This window comes from Prevotella merdae (genome assembly GCF_900290275.1).
GTDB classification, from domain to species: domain Bacteria; phylum Bacteroidota; class Bacteroidia; order Bacteroidales; family Bacteroidaceae; genus Prevotella; species Prevotella merdae.
On record NZ_LT985324.1, the window covers coordinates 1,037,245 to 1,055,632 of the forward strand.

Genomic DNA, 18,388 nt, shown 5'->3' on the forward strand with positions numbered 1-18,388 from the left:
GAGTTAAAGAGTTTTTGGCAAAGCTCAAGAGAACGTTACTCCCTTGGGTCGCAAAAAGACTCCTTAATTCCTTAACTTCTATCTAGTGTCGTGTGCCGCCGCAAACTACTTCACCTCAGTTGTTCCGAGGTTTCTGTCCACCAGCATTCCGTCCTTCATCTTCAGCGCAAGTTTTCCAGCCTTCTTGGCCTTGAACTTCAGCACAAACAGGTCGCTGTCGCCCTCGTCCAGCAAGAAGTTGTTGCCACGGTTTACAAATGTTGGCAGCAGTTCCTTCTGTCCGTTGGTGTGCAGACGGTCGTATGTCAGGTTCACCATGTCCTTCATGTTCAGCAGCTCGATGCCCACGTACTCCAGTTGGTCGGTGTTGTAAGGCAAGGCGAAGCTTAACGCGTTGACCCAATGCAGATCCTTGCCTTGAACCTTCAGCTCAATGATGTCGCCAGCCGCAAACGTCGTTCTGCTTGGTGTCATCAGCAGCGTACCCGAACAATGGTCGTTCTTGGGATAAACGCCTCCATCGAGCTCGTTCGACACGCACGAAATATCGTAAGCGTCAATCAGGCCGTTCTGGTTGATGTCGCCCGCGCTCACATAGTCGAAGTCGCTGTCGCCACGACGTAGTCCCGTATAGTTCATATACGACGTCAGGTCGTTCTCGTCTATGCGGTTGTCGTGGTTGATGTCGCCTTGCAGCATGCTCTGGCTTCCGGCCACCTTATATATGTACATAGCTCTGCCCGAGGCAAAGTTGCCAACAGCCTTGGTCAGGTGCATCTGCACGTAGCGAGCCTCTGGGTTGCCCTCAAAGGCGAATGTCTTGGTGCTATTGTCGGCCTTCCAGGCAAAGGGCACCGGAGAAGACCACTTCTGTCTGTCCTTGCTGTAAGCTATGGTTCCCTCCATCAGGGTGCCGTTGCCGGCATCCTCGCGCGGGATGTATTCCATGCGGTCGAGCTTGTTAACCGAGCGCAGGTCTATCGTCACATCGCCAGGAATTGCCTCGCCTTTGCCCCATTGCGAGTGCCAAGAGGTCTTCTTGTCAAAGTCGAACATCTTCGAGATTCTCTGTCCAGGCTGGTCCTGGAACGAGGTCTGTGCCTTGATGCCCTTAATGGCAAACTCGAGCGGATTGTTAAGAGTCTTGCCCTTTACGGTGGTCCATTCCGAGGCTCCGTCGCGGTTTACGGCACGCACCCTCATGCTGTACTCGGTTTCGGGCTGTAGTTGGTCTATTGCAAACTGCGTTCCGTGGATTGTAGAGTACACCATGCCGTCGTATTCAATCTCGTAATAGTCGGCATTTGACTGAGCCTTCCACGACGGTGTAAGGTCGAACACGCCGCAACCGTCCTTCTTTATCTGCGCCTCAGGTGCCGTAAGCACTCCGTTGTGCGTCAGCAAGCGTCCGTCTGTGTTAAACTCAAAACCCTCAATCTCCACAGCCACGGCGTTGTCCTTAACGTTGGTCTTCGCTATCTTTACCATCAGCTGCGGATTCTTCTTTATCACAACCTTCTCGGCCTCCGATCCTGGTGTAGAGAATCTGTTAAGGTTAGGCTCGGCGTTGTAGAAATAGACGTTGTCGCCCTTCTCAAACTCGGCAAGCGTCTGCACAGACGTCAACTTAATCTTGTCCTTGCCCACCATGGCCATAACCTTCTTCGGGGCACGGGTCACGTTTATGTGCAACTCGGTCTGCTTCTCGGGTTCGTATCCGTTGTACATTCCCAGCGAGCGCTCGATGTCCACATGCATGCGTCCCTTGCCGTCGGTACACACGCTCACGTCTGTACTCACGCCGTCGCCATGCAGATATTGTGTTGTGGCTCCGTCGTCGTCGTACTCTCTGAACGAAGCCGTTCCGTTAGCCGAGGCGTATATTTCGTAGACGCGATAGCCAGGTCTAATCTCCGACGGATTGTTGTTGGGATTGGTCATCGGTATAATGGCGTCGGCCTTTACAAATACCGGAATCTTCCACAACGGCGTGTCATACTCGTTCACGATGCGTCCGCCCTCGTAAGCGTCGCCGTTCCAATAGTCTATCCAAGTGCCCTCAGGCAGATAAATTCCGTTGCGAATGTCGTTGCCCTCCTTGTCCACACGCGTCTCCTTGTAGATAGGCGCCACGAGCAACGACGGACCGAACATAAACTGATACTCGGTCTTTGTGCCATGCGTGTAGTCGTTGGGATAGTCAAGGAACATGGCTCGTATCATCGGCTTGCCGTCAATAGCCTCGTGGGCCAAGGTGTAGGCATAGGGCATGAGCATCGACTTAAGCTTGAGGTACGAGCGGTTGATGCTTGTTGCAGGCTCGCCCAGGATGTGCGGATACTTGGGGTTGGCTCCCCATCCGTCCATGTTGAGCTGCATGGGCGTGAAGGTCTTCCATTGAAACTCGCGCACGTTTACCGGAACGTTCTTGCCTCCAAATATTCCATCCATGTCGCTCGTGATGTTGGGCTGACCCGACAAGCCCGAACCAATGAACGTTGGGATGTGAAAGCGTATGTATTCCCAATCGCCACCCGTTTGGTCGCCGCTCCAAACCGTAGCATAGCGTTGGGTTCCGGCCCATCCGTCGAGCGTGATGATGAATGGACGCGCGTCCGAACCATAATAAGGCATTACCTGAGCCACATCGGCCACACCGTTCAGTCCGAACGAATAGCCGTAGCCCACCCACGCCACATCTGTCTTTAGCACACGCACGCCAGCGTCGCGCACCTCCTTCACGATGTCGCGTTGTAGCAGAGGCTCCACTCCAGGCTTGGGATGCAGGTCGCTCTGTGTCCACAATCCTATCTCCACGCCCTTAGAGCGGGCGTAGTCGCCAAGCTGTCGCAGGTTTTCTATATTGCCGTCGAGCGAGCCCGTCTGTCCGTAACCCGCTCCATAGCCGTCGTTAGGCAGAAACCATCCCAGAGGCATGTCGTTGTCCACGTAGCGGTCGATGGCGGCACGCGCCGAGAACTGGTAGTTGTTCTTCTCGCCGTTAAGGCTCTCCTTCGTGCCTCCGTTGTCCTTCTGGCTCTCCTTGTACATCTTGCCGTCCTCAAACACCATGGCGCCGTTCTTGTCCTCCTTCCAGTAGTCGCGGTTGTAGGCGTTGAGATGACCCTCGTAGAATCCGAACTTAGGCATAAGTACTGGATGGCCCGTAAGCTGATAGAAGTCGTTGAGCAGCTGCACGGGCGTCTGGTCGAGCATGACGAACATGTCGAGATAATCCTCCGAGTGCTGCAGGCGCACCTCGCCCGGCTTGTCGTGTCCAAAGTCGTAGCGTCCCGGACGGAACGTGTTCCACATCACGCCATATCCGCCCGTGCTCCAGTAGAAAGGAGTAGGCGAAGCCACGCCTCCATCAACCCAGCTGTTTGTGTTCTCTATGGCAATACTCTCGCCTCTATGCGAGAAACGTCCGTTCTGCACGCCTCCGCCATAAAAGTACTCACCCTCGTGCTGAGTAAGGCTTACCGATGTGTTGCCCTTGTCAATCTTGGCAGGCGTAAGGTTCTCCACAACCGTCTTGCCCGATCGCAGGTCCACAATGTTCATGTTGCCCGTATGCTTGTCGATGTTCAGGCTGATGGCAGGCGTTGTGATTTGCAACGTTCCGTCCACATCAACGGCGCTGATGTTTCCCGTCAGGCGGCGGGCAAACTCGGTAAGAATCTTGGCCGGAGGCGTAGCCACGGGGTCGCGCACCACCCCACCCTTGTCGTCGCGGAACAGGCGCATGATATTGTCGCCATAAAAGTCGATGGTAAGCTGTCGTCCGTCGGTATAGTTAACCTCAATTGTGTGCGGATTAATCTGTGCCACGTTCTTCACGGCAAAGGTCTCGTTGGGCTCAATTGCCGTCTGTTCCACAGTCAATCCCGAGCGCAATGGAACAGCCTTGATGCCTTGTGGCATGAGCGTCATTCCAGCCAAGGCGATAGGCATGACAAAAGCAACCGTCGAATATCGGGTTTGCTTCGATTTGTTGTGTTTCTGCATATAGTTAATTTGTTGTTGTTAGTTGATTTTATGCTTATAGTTGGTTTGGTAATTTCAGACCATACAAAAGAAGAACATATTATTTTGAATTCTTAAATCTCATAATTAATTCGTGTTCCTAAATCATTAATGTCAGATAATTAGAACGGCAATCCCACGGCAAAGTGGAACGAGCTATCGCGTCCGAACCTCGGGTTGGCGATAGGGAAATGGTCCCTTTTGTTATAGTAGGCGGGGTTTATAGCCTTCATGCCCAAGTCGAATCGCATAACAAAGTAGTCGAAGTTCAATCTTAGGCCCAGACCATAAGCCACGGCAATCTGCTTGTAAAACTCGTCTATCTTGAACTGTCCGCCCGGTTGGTCCTTATAGTTCTTGAGCGTCCATATATTGCCAGCATCAACAAACAGGGCTCCATTAAACTTCCAGAACAGATAAGTTCTAAGCTCCATGTTCAGGTCCAGCTTCATGTCGCCCGTCTGGTTGATAAAGTCAATGCGTCCGTCAGTTCCCTTAAACGTTCCTGGTCCCAGTTCGCGCACGTTCCATCCTCTAACCGAGTTGGCTCCACCCGAGAAATATCGCTTCTCGAAGGGCAGAATATTGCTGTTGCCGTATGGATAGGCAATACCCATACCGAAATGTAGGGCAAGCGTGTTCTTGCTGTCAAACTCCACCAGTTGTGTAAAGTCGAAGTCGCCCTTTACGTATTGGGCGTAAGCTATATTGAAGAGCGTGTACTGTCCGTCGGCGTTCTTCTTAAGGTTCAGCACGCGCGAGATGCCGTTAAGCAGATTGCCTCCTAGCTCAAAATTGGCGCGTACAGCATGGCTGCTCTTGGTGTAGGCAAAGTTAAGACCCGTCTTAAGTATAAACAAGTCCTCGTAGTTGTACCTTAGGATAGAGTTGCGGTTGGACACATCGTCCAGATACTCCTTCTTGAACGTAGCCGAAATCCATGGCATATGAACATAGTTAAGGTCCATAAAGTCGAATCGGTACGAGTAGCGTCCGTTTGTCGACTTCCAGTAGTATCGCCACGCCGATGTAAACACACGGCGGTGAAACTCGGGGCGATTCTGCAGATTGTAGCTCACCAACAGCTCCGAGCGCATGCTTGCAATCTTGTTGAGTCTGCCCGACACAAACGGGGCTATGATGCGCGGAAACGAGAGCTTGGCCTCAACGTTGTACTCGTTGTAGTTCTTGTTCTGGTAGCCCTCCAGGCCCGTTATGGCCTCGTAGGCTCCACGCAGCTGTATGCTCAGCTGCTCGCTACCGCGGAAGATGTTGTTGTTGGTAAAGGTTAGCGAGGCAGCCGCTCCAAAGTCGCCAGCCGTGTTGGTACCCTCTGGCTGAAACGATATGGTGTTGGGCTTGCGTGTGCTCACAAACACGTTGCAGTCGAGTAGCGACGTGTCGGGTCGCTCGTCAAACCTTATACTTGTAAACCTCACGGCCTGCAGCTGCGAGAAATTGTTGTAGGTTTTCTGCAAGTCGGCCGAGCTAAAGGGCTTGCCCTTCTTTATCGAAGTGTTGTTCTCGAGCACCTTGGGACGTATGGGGATTGTGGTCCCGTCGTTGCTTCTGTACGAAATGTCGCTAACAATGTACTTCTTGTGGTTGGTTTCCTGGCTGTTGTTCGATGCCCTGTACTTCATCAGGTGCAGCACCACGTCCACGCTACCTTGCTTGCCCGTTGAGTCGGCCTCGTAGTGGATAAAGTCCTTGTTGAACTTGTAGTAGCCCAGGTCGTTCAGCGTTTGCGATATCCGCTTGCGCTCGGCGTCAAGGTTGGCCGACGAGAAGTCCATTCCCCTCTTCAGACCCCTGCGTCTGTGCATCCTCTCGTCGAGCAGCACACGTATCGAGTCGTCCTCGATATCATATCTAACCGAATCGATTTTATACTTTCTGCCCGGCCACACTTTATACTCCACCACGCACTTCTTGCCCTTGGTCTTGGCCTCGCTCGTTACCGATGCGTCGAAATATCCAAACGAGTGCATGGCGTTCTGCATCTCCAGGCACGTCTTTCGCATTTCCAAGGAGTCGTACACAACGGGCGCCTCGCCCAATCGGCGCAACATTCTGTTCGACCATTTCGTAGAGTCGCTACCCGAAAGGTTGTATATGTAAAGCGGAATGTTAAGCACCGAGAACCAGCGCGAATTAGGATTCTGCCGCATGTAAGGCACAAGCTGCGAAGCCTTGAAGCCCTTGCCGTCTTGAGCCTCCATATTCACCACGCTGTTGCCCTTCAACAGATGCTGTCCCTCGGGAACACACTTTGTCGACGAGCATGACAAGTTTATGGCCACCAATCCCACCAGAACAACAGTACACAGATGTCGAAATGTAAGTATTTTGTAATTTGTTTTATTTATTATACCCATTGATAATTCTTTAGACTAAGCTTATCTTAAGTTTATGCAAAGATACACATTTTTTATCAAACATACTAACGTTTCACATAAAATGTGTACCTTTGTTTTTTAATTATTTCCGGGTGGGTCTGCCCGCCCATTGTATCACAAAAAACAAGAAAACAAATGAAGAAAAATAGAATTCTGTGCATCGCCACCATGCTCTGTGGCCTATTAGCGTGCCACGCCCAAACCAACAGCTACGAGAGTCTGTCGGTAGAAGCCTACGAGCAAACGATTGCCGACACCTCGGTTGTACGTCTCGACGTGCGTACCGCGGCCGAGTTTGCCGAGGGCCACATCTACAAGGCCGTGAACATCGACGTGCTTAAGCCCGACTTTGAGCAAAAGGCCGTAGCCTCGCTGCCAAAGAACAGACTGATAGCCGTGAATTGCCGTAGCGGAAAGCGCAGCAAGAATGCCGCCAACATACTGGTACACAACGGCTACAAGGTAGTGGAGCTGGACAACGGATACCAGGGATGGGTGGCTGCCGGCAAGAAGGTGGTAAAATAAGCTTGCGGCAGTTTTTTTAATAAAGAAAACATCATGAGCCATCAGTTTGTAGAAACCATAAAGATAATGGAAGGCAAGGCCATGAACCTGTAGCCTGTCCTGAGGGATGCACATTGAATGGACACCTCAATATATAAGGGGTTGGGTTGAAACCAACTCCTTTCAACATTTGGAGGATTAAACCTACCCAATCTAAGACTTAATTCTCCATAACAATCGTCCGTAACACAGAAGAACGTTGTATGGTTGAGATGGGGTCGGTTCAACTGACTCCATCTGCAATTTCACTTATTACAAACACGGAGAGGGGCTCTGTTGAACTGAGGTCCTCGATAAAAAAATTTGGTTCATCCGGAATATGGAGTGATAATAATAATTTATTATTATAATGTTGTTGTAATTCTGGGCTTGCAGTAGCATGTTGTTTAGCGTCGTCATGAACCTATAAGTAGCGGAGGTCTCCGGCCTCCGCAGCAATCAATTATACAAACTATTAATGATGATTTGTATTCGACTTGGTGCTGCGGAGGCCGGAGATTGCCGTTTCCACCCTTATTTTTGGTGGAATCGATGCGAGAATTTGTCAATTTTGCAGCATCGTCAGGCGTTTTTGGGGGGTGTTCAGCAGCAAAATCCGTTGTGCAACCCACGATAGAACACACGAAAAGGACAGCCATCATTGCTGCTACGGACAACGATAACAGCCCTTTAATCAGCACATTATGAGACTTGATTAAATCTTATTCCTCAATTTTCCACCCCGATTTTATTTATGGAAAATTGTTTTTTTAGCATGTTTTAGTCGTTATTTTTGTATTACAAGTACCCTACAAATGGTATATTTTCCCTCATATTCCCCAATTTTTAGCTGTAAAAATCGCCCAAAATCGGCACTTTTTAGGCATAATTCCTTGTTGGCGGAGCGATAATGGAGAAGAAAAGTGAGTTGGCGAGCTGTGGAACGAGACTTGGAATGATATCTAACTTACAGTAAAGCAATAAGTTACAATAAAAACCCACTTACCAAGTAGTCATTTTCAGTCATTAGTCATTTAGTCATTTTCGATTTTGAAAGTGTGAAATTATGCCTATATAATTATATATATAATTATATAGAGGTTGTGACACACTATTTTTTTGAAAATGACTAAATGACTAATGACTGAAAATGACTGAATTTAGGTTCATCCGGAATTTGGAGTGAGTATAGTAGCGGAGGTCTCCGGCCTCCGCAGCAATCAATGATAAAAACTCTATTATTAGTGTAATGATGATTTGTATTCGACTTGGTACTGCGGAGGCCGGAGACCTCCGCTACTTATAGGTTCATACGGAATATGGAGTGATGAACCTTTTTTCTCTTAACTATTTTGTTGTTGCCATAATTTTTTGTATCTTTGCAATAGATTTCAAGCAAGTGGAATCAGAAGGTGGAAAGTGATGTTTTTGAAAGTGAAGAATTTGAATAATCCGCTTGCTTCTTGATTAAATCATAACTCAACAAATGAATTTTTCACTTTTAAAACTTTTAGCACATGGATTCTTCAATCTTCGCTCTTAACCCTTCGCTTAACAACGATCTTGGTTCGTCACTAAAAGATTTAGGTAACACAATTTGGAGGGTAGGGCGCCCCGCCCTACCACGCTCTGCCTTACCCTAAGCAGCCACTCTTACTCACATATTCATGACGACATGCTGCTTATGCTATAGCGAGGCACATAGCCTCCAAAGCCAACATACTTGTGCAGATTATGCTATGGCGAGGGCGCCATAGCCTCCAAAACCTCACTTTTCCCTTAACACATGGATTCTTCACTCTTCACTTTTCACTTAACGAATATTCGAGAGCCGCCACACGAATATTCGAATCTGCCGAAGCCAATTGCCGCACGAAAGACAAGAGATACAGCCTTTAGACTGGCCTTTGACAAAGAAAATATCGTTTAACTTAAAAAATTTTTCCAATTATGAAGATAGAATGCACAGTAAATTTATAACTTTGCAAAAGAAGAAGGACCAAACAGTCCTTACTCCAAAGAGCATAACGTACCTGAAAACCCACAACCGTGGAGGTACGTGCCGATAGGTGTAGCAGAGGATTGTAATTTCCTTCTTCTCCCCCCAAAAAAGGTCCAAGAGATGCTTACTTCAAGATCAATCTGCGGCTAGCTTTTGTGCTAAGCCGAATTATCACAAAAAGTATCTCAATTACCTTCTAAATCATTACTCGATATGAACAATACTTTAACAACTGTTGCCCTGCGTTACCGCGCTCTGTACCTCGACATCCGCCGCGAGGACATCAACCTAAACTCTGAAGCTACGGCTCCGGTTATGGCACTTGTGGCCCGACTGAAGGAGAACGGGTTCAGCCTGAGCGAGGAACTGCTGCATGCGCTCAACAACGTGTCTGCCGACACACTTGCCGAAATAACAAAGTGCATCAACAACGTGATGGGCGTAAACCTAAATTGGGCTCCGCTGGTAAAGAAGTGGAACGTGCCCACGGGCGAGAATAGAGTCGACCATCTGCTTACGTTGTTCACCAATCTGCTGGGAGGCAAGAAGGCGGGATTCAAGGGCACAACATTAAGATGCTGCCACTTTATCCCAGAAGGCACTTTCCCCCTGGAACGATACAACGGTTGTCCGTTCTGCGGAACCCCGTTTCGTACAGCCAACTTTGTGTACAAGGGTCAGGGCAGCAAGCTGAAGGAGCTGCGTCTGTTTACCAACAAGGACATGCAGAACGTGTTTGCGTCGCTACTCGCGTCGCCCACACCATTGGACGCCACCCAAAAGGACTCGCTCGAAAAGCTGCTCACAGAATTCTCTCTGCCCGAGGATGTGCAGGTGGCGATGAAGGAAACCGCCATGCTCGTGGTTAAGACCCTAATAAGCCACGACAAGACTAAGGAGGCTGCTGCCTTGCTCAAGACTCCTACCGATATTCTGCGTTATCTGTGGTACGAGAAGACGGGGCTGGTGCAGATTGTCGAACCCAAGACGCTCGTGGCCCACGCCAGAAGGATGTACTACCACGTATTTGGTCCGCTGAACATGGGTGCCGACGCTGCCGTGAAAATGAAGCAGAAGCTGAAACTGAAGTACAACCGCAAGGCTTGCTTGCGCGTGGCACTTTGGATGAACTCGCTGCCCATGACAGCCCGTCAGGCTGCCGAAAACATGAACCCCAAGCGAGGCATGTGGGTGCGCATGATTAGAGCCTTGCGCATGGGCGAATACTCGCGCAAGAAGGGCATGGAGCATCTTGCCGAGATAATAAACGTGTTCTACAACCAGAGCTATTCTACATGGCAGGGACGTGTGGACAAAGCTCGTATAGAGAACGACGCCGACAAGACGCTTGACTTGCTAAAGGAGCGCCCTGGACTGTTTGCACGCAGTCTGTTTGCAACAATGCTGCGCTTTGGCAGCAAGAGGGTGCTGGCAGCATTCGACGAGGTTGCCGACAAGTTGCCTGCCCGTCTGCTGCTGTCGCTGGGCAATGCTGCCGAGAGCTACTTCGATTTAAACGCAACGCGCCTGGCCCGACCCATCACGGGCGGAGCCGTAAGCATTGAGCCCAACAAGCTGCTTGCTCTGTACAACGAGACGGAAAGACAGAAGATGGCAAGCGACGTGATGGACGTATACAAGGAGTCGATGGTGAGAAGATTTGCAGCCAAGAAGACGGAAGCCAAGACCATATACATCGACCCCGCCTTGTACAAAATACCCGTTGGCGTGGGCGACAGAGCCACGACAATACAAGACACGTCGTGCGCCTTGATGGGAACACGATTCAAGGTGGAGGGCGACGCCGTGCGCCTCTTCTTGCAATGGGGTAAGGGATTGCACGCCCAACCGCTCGACATGGACTTGAGTTGCCGCATAACATTTGACAACTACACTACGGCCGAGTGCGCCTTTTACAACCTTAGTTGCGTAGGCGCAAAACATTCGGGCGACATTCGCTCGATACCCGAGATGGTGGGCACGGCAGAATACATAGAGCTGTCAATGCCCGATCTGTTGGCGGCCAAAGCCAAGTACGTTATGTTCACGTGCAACGCCTACTCGTGCGGCACGCTCTCGCCCAATCTTGTGGTGGGATGGATGGACTCGGCCTACCCCATGCAACTTTCCGAGGAGACGGGCGTGGCCTACGACCCCTCGTGTGTGCAGCACATGGTAAGGATAAGCGAGAGCAACCTGAGCAAAGGATTGGTGTTTGGCGTGCTCGACGTAGAGAAACGCGAGATTGTTTGGCTGGAAATGCCGTTCACATCGCAGACTATACGAGGAGCCGACAGCATGTCGGTAGAGGCCTTGCTAAGCAAGCTTGAGGCAAAGCTGACAATAGGCGAGCTACTCGACTGGAAGGCTATGGCACAGAATCTGGAACCAGCAGCTACGGCCCAAGAGGCCGACGAGGCGTACACATACGAATGGGCGTTGAACCCGGCTGATGTGACGAGACTGCTGAACCAGGAGGGATGAATCGAGATAGAAATATCATTAACTCAGTTTTTGTGGATTAAGAAAGATGAAAACAAAAGAGATAAACGAGCTGTCATTAGAAGAATGAAAACTAAAACAAATCAACAACATATGAAAGCTTACACATACATCGAGAAGGGCAAGTTTGCCTTGACAGACAAGCCGAAGCCTGAGTTGAAGGAAACGACCGACGCCATTGTGCGCGTGACACTTAGCAGCATATGCACAAGCGACCTGCACATCAAGCATGGCAGCGTGCCCAGGGCTGTGCCGGGTATTACGGTGGGACACGAGATGGTGGGCGTGGTGGAACAAACGGGAAGCGACGTGAGGGGCGTAAAGCCGGGCGACCGCGTTACCGTAAACGTGGAGACATTCTGCGGTGAGTGCTTCTACTGCAAGCATGGCTACGTGAACAACTGCACGTCGGCTGATGGTGGTTGGGCGCTGGGCTGCCGCATCGACGGCGGACAGACCGAGTATGTGCGTGTGCCGCTGGCTACGCAAGGCCTAAACCACATTCCAGACCGCGTTACCGACGAGCAGGCTCTGTTTGTGGGCGATGTGCTTGCCACGGGCTTTTGGGCTGCACGCATAAGCGAGATAACCGAGGAGGACACGGTTTTGATTATTGGCGCCGGTCCTACGGGCATCTGCACTCTGCTGTGCGTTATGCTTAAGCAACCCAAGCGCATCATCGTGTGCGAGCCATCGGAGGAGCGACGCAACTTTGTTAACGAACATTATCCCGATGTGCTGACTACCACACCCAACGAGTGCCGCGACTTTGTTGTGAGCCACAGCGACCATGGCGGGGCCGACCGCGTGATTGAGGTGGCTGGAGCCAAGGACACATTCCAGCTGGCTTGGCAATGTGCACGCCCTAATGCCATAGTTACGGTTGTGGCCCTGTACAACGAGCCCCAAGTATTGCCCCTACCCGACATGTACGGCAAGAACCTTACGTTCAAGACGGGCGGAGTGGACGGATGCGACTGCGAGGAGGTGCTGCACCTTATTGAACAAGACAAGATAGACACTACCCCACTAATCACACACAGATTTCCGCTAAGCCAGATTGAGGAGGCCTACCGCATATTTGAGAACAAGGAGGATGGAGTAATAAAGATTGCGATTTATTAAAAGGGAAAAGTGAAAAGTGAAGAGTGAAAAATCCATGTGTTAAGGGAAGAGTGAAGAGTGAAGAGAGAAAAGTGAAGAGTGAAAAGGGAAAAGTGAAAAATCCATATGTTAAGGGAACTTTTTACTCTTTTGCTAAAAAAACGGCCTCGAAAAATGCTTGTACCTTAAGAGGCAAGCATTCTTCGAGGCCGTTGTTTGTTCTTGGCCGTTATGGGGCTTAGAATGGCAGGTCGTCAACCTTGTCCTCAGCAGCAGCGGCTGGCTGGGCAGCTGGCTGTGCAGGAGCCTCGGGAGCCGGTCCAAAGGCGCTACCAGGCACAACACCAGGCTGGGCACCAACAGTTGCTGGATCAACCAAGCGCACGTCGAATGCGCGGATGCTGTTGTACCAGCGGCCCTGATACTCGTGAGCATCGATATCGAACGACACAGTTACTTCCTGGCCTGCCTGTATATTGAAACGGCTAATGCGGTCGGCGCCAAAAACATTAAACACCATCTTCTTAGGATAAGCGTCGTGAGTCTCGAGGACATAGTCCTGTGTTTTCCACTCGCCACGTGCGGATACTCCGCTTCTTTCTGGCAAAACGGCAATAATCTTTCCTTGTAATTCCATTGCTTGAATATTGTATATTTAAAAGTGTGATAAATACTTATTGTGCTTCCGCCCCTTATTGCTCAGGCAACGGAACCAATGTGCGAAATTAATAAATTTGTATTAAAATCAGAAACTTTTAACCGCCTTTTTGTGTGCCACAAAGTTTTTTTAGTATTTTTGTGAGAGAGTTGGTTGTTTTAGTCACGAAAATAACTAACTTTGCATATAGTAACGTTAAAATCAGAATATAATGCAATTCACATTATCCAGCGGAACGCTCAACGCGCGCCTTCAGACTCTTGCAAGAGTTATAAACAGCAAGAATTCAATCAGTATATTGGACTGCTTCCTCTTCGAGGTGGCCAACAACGTGCTCACGGTTACAGCCAGCGACAACGAGAATGTCATGCAGTCGACCATCGAGCTTGACGAGTGCAACGGCGAGGGACGCTTTGCCATCTCCAACCGCATTATCCTTAATGCCGTGAAAGAGCTGCCCGAACAGCCCCTGAACTTCAACGTAAACGAGGACGACCTGGCCTTGGAGATTGACTACCAGAACGGCTCGTTCAACTTCACAGCTCAGTCGGCCGAGGATTATCCCGTGGCTGCCGAGATGGAGGACAACCTTACATCCATAAGCATCGACTCTACCCTACTGGCCGACAACATATCGCGCTCGCTGTTTGCCACAGCCCAGGACGAGATTCGCCCGGTAATGGGAGGCATCTACTTCGACCTTACTGCCGACAGCCTTACTATTGTGGCTACCGACGGCCACAAGCTTGTACGCAACCGCATACTCTCTATCGCAGCCGATGAGAACTCAGCATCGTTCATTCTGCCACAGAAACCAGCCCAGCTGCTTAAGGGCGTGCTGGCAAAAAACTCGGGCGACGTGGTAATAAAGTTCGACGCCCGCAGCGCCGAGATTCGCTACGCCGACGGAATGCTGAGATGTCGCCTAATAGAGGGTCGCTACCCCAACTACAACTCGGTTATCCCAAACAACAACACCAACTGCCTTACCATCGACCGCAAGTCGCTTATGGGCGCCCTTAAGCGCGTGTTGCCATTTGCTAGCGAGAGCAGCCAGCTTGTTCGTTTCCACATCGAAAAGGGATTGCTGCGTCTTACAGCCGAGGACATCGACTTTGCCACAAGCGCCAAGGAGAGTATCTCTTGCGACTATGCAGGAGCCACTATGGACATTGGTTTCAAGGGAAGCGCCATCTACGAGATTCTGAACAGCCTCGCGAGCGACGAGGTTACAATTCAGCTTGCCGATCCAAGTCGCGCTGGCGTGATTGTTCCTTCTACACAGCCCGACGAGCAAGACATCCTGATGCTTATTATGCCAATGTTGCTGAACGACTAATACAATTGTCGTCAAAAAAAGCCACATGCGCTTGACAACAATCAACATTATGCTGATTGACTGACAATAAAAATAATTAGATAAATCTATATTCTATAAATAGAGAATAAGGATTATGCTGATTTTACTAAGGCTACGCTGCTAAGAGGAAGAATCAGAATCATCAGATAAATCTATATTCTATAAATAGAGAATAAGGATTATGCTGATTTTACTGAGGCTACGCTGCTAAGAGGAGAATCAGAATTATCAGATAAATCTATATTCTATAAAAAATAGAGAATAAGGATTGTGCTGATTTTACTGAGGCTACGCTGCTAAGAGGAAGAATCAGAATTATCAGATAAATCTATATTCTATAAATAGAGAATAAGGATTATGCTGATTTTACTGAGGCTATGCTGCTAAGAGGAAGAATCAGAATTATCAGATAAATCTATATTCTATAAATAGAGAATAAGGATTATGCTGATTCTACTGAGGCTACGCTGCTAAGAGAAAGAATCAGAATTATCAGATAAATCTATATTCTATAAATAGAGAATAAGGATTATTAGAATATTTATATCTTTTCGTGAGGGCGTGTTAGACGGGGCTGACTATAAAAGGCTGGCGGTCGACACTCTCTCACGAAAAATCGTTTAAAAACGAAAACGAAAAATGAAACTTAATATTACACGCCCCCTTATTGTTTTCGACCTCGAAACTACCGGACTCGACCTTGTGCGCGACCGCATTATACAGATTTCGTATATTAAGGTGCTGCCCGGAGGCAAAGAGCAACGCGAGAATCTACTAATCAACCCTTGCAAACCCATTCCGCAAGAAGTGACTGAGCTGACAGGCATCTCGAACGACGACGTGAAGGACGCGCCTTCGTTCAAGGATGTGGCCCAGCAGCTTAGCGAGAAGATGAAGGATTGCGACTTTGCCGGATACAACTCCAACCATTTCGACATCCCTATGCTTGCCGAGGAGTTTCTGCGCGCAGGCATCGACTTCGACTTCTCGAAGTGCCGACTTATCGACGCCCAAACCATCTTCCACAAGATGGAACGACGCAATCTGGCTGCCGCATACAAATTCTATTGCGGACGCAAGATGGAGGAAGACTTTACAGCACATCGTGCCGACGAGGATACTGAGGCAACGTACAGAGTGCTGATGGGCGAGCTCGACAAGTATGCACCGGGCGTGCAGGAAGAACCCGACCGCGTGCTGGAGAACGACATGGACTTCCTGGCCGAATTCTCCAAGCAGAACGACAATGTAGACTTTGCCGGACGTATTGTTTGGCGACCTTTGTTAGGTGCCGACGGCAAACCATTGCTCGACAAGGACGGCAAGGAACGCCGATTCGAGGCATTCAACTTTGGCAAGTACAAGGGACGCGCCGTGGACGAGGTGCTACGCGTGGACCCAGGCTACTACAGCTGGATGATGTCGGGCGACTTTACCTTCAACACCAAGCAGGTGCTTACGCGCATACGCTTGAGAGGATTCAACAAACAGTAAAATTATTGAGGCTGGGGACAATCTGTAAATTATCAACTGGGATATTTTTTGTTTTCAACTGAGACTTTTTATTTTGTCTTCAGCCTAAACATATTATTATATGCTAAAAGGCAAGAAAATTGTATTAGGCATTACAGGCTCAATAGCCGCCTACAAGTCGTGTCTACTCATTCGCGAGTTTGTAAAGCAAGGAGCCGAGGTTCAGGTTGTAATAACGCCTGCTGGCAAGGAGTTTATCACTCCTATCACGCTCTCGGCCCTTACGCACAAGCCCGTGGTGAGCGAGTTTTTCTCGCAACGCGACGGCACATGGAACTCGCATGTTGACCTGGGATTGTGGGCCGACGCTATGGTTGTAGCTCCATGTACAGCAAGCACAATAGGCAAGATGGCGCACGGAATAGCCGACAACATGCTCATCACAACCTATCTGTCGATGAAGGCGCCCGTGTTCATAGCTCCGGCTATGGACCTCGACATGTACCGACATCCGTCTACACAGGCCAATCTGCGCACATTGCAGTCGTACGGCAACCATATTGTTGAGCCGGCAAGCGGTTTTCTTGCCAGCGGACTCGAGGGCAAGGGACGCATGGAGGAGCCGGCAGTAATAGCCCAATACGTGAGTGATTTCTTCGACAAGGCCTCAGCCACGTCTCCCCTTTCGGGCAAGAACATCATGATTACGGCTGGCCCAACATACGAGAAGATTGACCCCGTGCGCTTTATAGGCAACTATTCAAGTGGTAAGATGGGGTTTGCCATTGCTGAGGAATGCCAGAAGCGTGGCGCCAACGTAACGTTAGTAGCTGGTCCTGTTAGTCTTAAAACTCCTCTGGGCGTAAACCGTATCGACGTGGAGAGTTGCGAGGACATGTACAACGCAGCAACATCAACATTCGCCCAAAGCGACGTAGCCATTCTGTCGGCTGCCGTTGCCGACTTCCGCCCTGCCGACGTGGCCGACAAGAAGATTAAGCGTGGCGACGACGATATGGTGATACGCCTGTCGCCAACACACGACATTGCTGCCGCCCTGGGCAAGGCTAAGACCACAGAGCAGACAATTGTGGCTTTTGCCCTGGAAACCAACGACGAGGAGGCAAACGCACAGAGAAAACTTGAAAAGAAGAATGCCGACTTCATCGTGCTGAACAGCTTGCAGAACAAGGGCACATGCTTCCGTACCGACGACAACCAGATTGAGATTATCAGTCGTTCCGACAAGAAGGAATATCCAAAATGTTCGAAGGCCCAAACGGCTGTCTACATTGTAGACGAGCTGGAGCGTGTGGTTTCAAGCAAATAATTTTAAAAAACCGATTTTTTCTTATAAAATTGTAGAAGTAAAATAAGGTTCAATAACTTAACTGATTATGACAAACCGACTTCTTAAAGCTGCTGTCATCGTGCCTGCCCTAATGGCTTGGGTGGGCATAACCAAGGTGCGTGCACAAGAGCTTAACGCCAAGGTAACCATCAACCACTCGCAGATACAGGGCACAGACGCCAGCGTGTTTGAAGAAATAGAGCAGAATCTGACACGATTTATCAACGAGCACCAATGGACCAGTCTGCAGTTTCAGAAGAACGAGCGCATACCTTGCAACTTCAACATCACGGTTACAAAGTACGACAACTCTACCAACGTCTTCACGTGCAAGGCTGTGGTGCAGGCCAACCGCCCCGTTTACGGCTCGTCGTACACCACTACGCTGTACAACAATACCGACAACGACTTCAACTTTGAGTACGCTCAGTTTCAACAGCTGCAGTTCAACGAGGAACAGATTGACAACCAGCTTATGGCGCTCATTGGCTACTACGCCTACCTGATCATAGGCATCAACCTCGACTCGTTTGCGCCTATGGGTGGCGAGGACGTGCTGCAACAATGCATGAACCTTACCAACAACGCCCAGAACCTGAACTACCCAGGATGGAAAGCCTTCGACAACAGCCGCAACAGGTTTGCCATCATCAACGACTATCTTGACGGAGCCATGAAGCCCTTCAGACAGTTGCAGTACGACTACTATCGCACGGGACTGGACGAGATGTCGACCAACGTGGACCGTGGACGTACCAACGTGTCTACGGCCATAGAGAACGACCTGAAGAAATGTCACGACGACCGCCCCCTTAGCTTGCTGCCGCAGATTTGGACCGACTACAAACGCGACGAGCTTGCCAATATATATAAAGGTAAGGGCACGCAAAAGGAGAAGGAAAAGGTTTACGAGATATTGTTTGCCATTAACGCAAGCCAAAATGCGGCATGGGATAAAATCAAAGAATAA

The 18,388-nt window shown here is 49.6% G+C and carries 10 protein-coding genes; 7 read left to right on the forward strand and 3 right to left on the reverse strand.

Annotation, left to right across the window (positions count from 1 at the left end; all coding sequences use genetic code 11):
• Window positions 1–105: 105 nt before the first annotated feature.
• Complete coding sequence (locus tag C9991_RS10895; protein WP_232823314.1) at window positions 106–4,008, reverse strand: glycoside hydrolase family 31 family protein; 3,903 nt, start codon at window positions 4,006–4,008, stop codon at window positions 106–108.
• A gap of 140 nt (window positions 4,009–4,148) precedes the next feature.
• Complete coding sequence (gene tamL, locus C9991_RS10900; RefSeq protein ID WP_106812530.1) at window positions 4,149–6,404, reverse strand: translocation and assembly module lipoprotein TamL; 2,256 nt, start codon at window positions 6,402–6,404, stop codon at window positions 4,149–4,151.
• Window positions 6,405–6,560: 156 nt separating this feature from the next.
• On the opposite strand from tamL, the gene C9991_RS10905 reads away from it, so the two are divergent.
• The 3 genes from C9991_RS10905 (at window position 6,561) to C9991_RS10915 (ending at window position 12,597) form a co-directional block, all read left to right on the forward strand.
• Entirely contained in the window at window positions 6,561–6,950 is a 390-nt protein-coding gene (locus C9991_RS10905) for a rhodanese-like domain-containing protein (protein ID WP_106812531.1), read from the forward strand.
• A 2,233-nt stretch (window positions 6,951–9,183) separates the two neighbouring features.
• Window positions 9,184–11,454 (forward strand): TerD family protein, encoded by a 2,271-nt coding sequence (locus C9991_RS10910; protein WP_106812532.1) that lies wholly within the window; start codon window positions 9,184–9,186, stop codon window positions 11,452–11,454.
• Between the two features lie 111 nt (window positions 11,455–11,565).
• A complete protein-coding gene (locus tag C9991_RS10915; protein WP_106812533.1) occupies window positions 11,566–12,597 on the forward strand; it encodes an alcohol dehydrogenase in 1,032 nt (343 codons plus the stop codon).
• Between the two features lie 217 nt (window positions 12,598–12,814).
• On the opposite strand, the gene C9991_RS10920 is transcribed toward C9991_RS10915, so the two are convergent.
• Window positions 12,815–13,213, reverse strand: a complete 399-nt coding sequence (locus C9991_RS10920; protein ID WP_106812534.1) for a DUF3127 domain-containing protein — start codon at window positions 13,211–13,213, stop codon at window positions 12,815–12,817.
• A 232-nt stretch (window positions 13,214–13,445) separates the two neighbouring features.
• Here C9991_RS10920 and dnaN point away from each other — a divergent pair, with 232 nt between their 5' ends.
• From dnaN to porD, 4 genes are all read left to right on the forward strand, one after another.
• Complete coding sequence (gene dnaN / locus C9991_RS10925; RefSeq protein ID WP_106812535.1) at window positions 13,446–14,573, forward strand: DNA polymerase III subunit beta; 1,128 nt, start codon at window positions 13,446–13,448, stop codon at window positions 14,571–14,573.
• A 660-nt stretch (window positions 14,574–15,233) separates the two neighbouring features.
• Window positions 15,234–16,088, forward strand: a complete 855-nt coding sequence (locus C9991_RS10930; protein WP_106812536.1) for a 3'-5' exonuclease — start codon at window positions 15,234–15,236, stop codon at window positions 16,086–16,088.
• 100 nt (window positions 16,089–16,188) lie between these two features.
• Window positions 16,189–17,397, forward strand: a complete 1,209-nt coding sequence (coaBC, locus tag C9991_RS10935) for a bifunctional phosphopantothenoylcysteine decarboxylase/phosphopantothenate--cysteine ligase CoaBC (RefSeq protein WP_106812537.1) — start codon at window positions 16,189–16,191, stop codon at window positions 17,395–17,397.
• 112 nt (window positions 17,398–17,509) lie between these two features.
• Entirely contained in the window at window positions 17,510–18,388 is an 879-nt protein-coding gene (gene porD / locus C9991_RS10940; RefSeq protein WP_106812823.1) for a type IX secretion system protein PorD, read from the forward strand.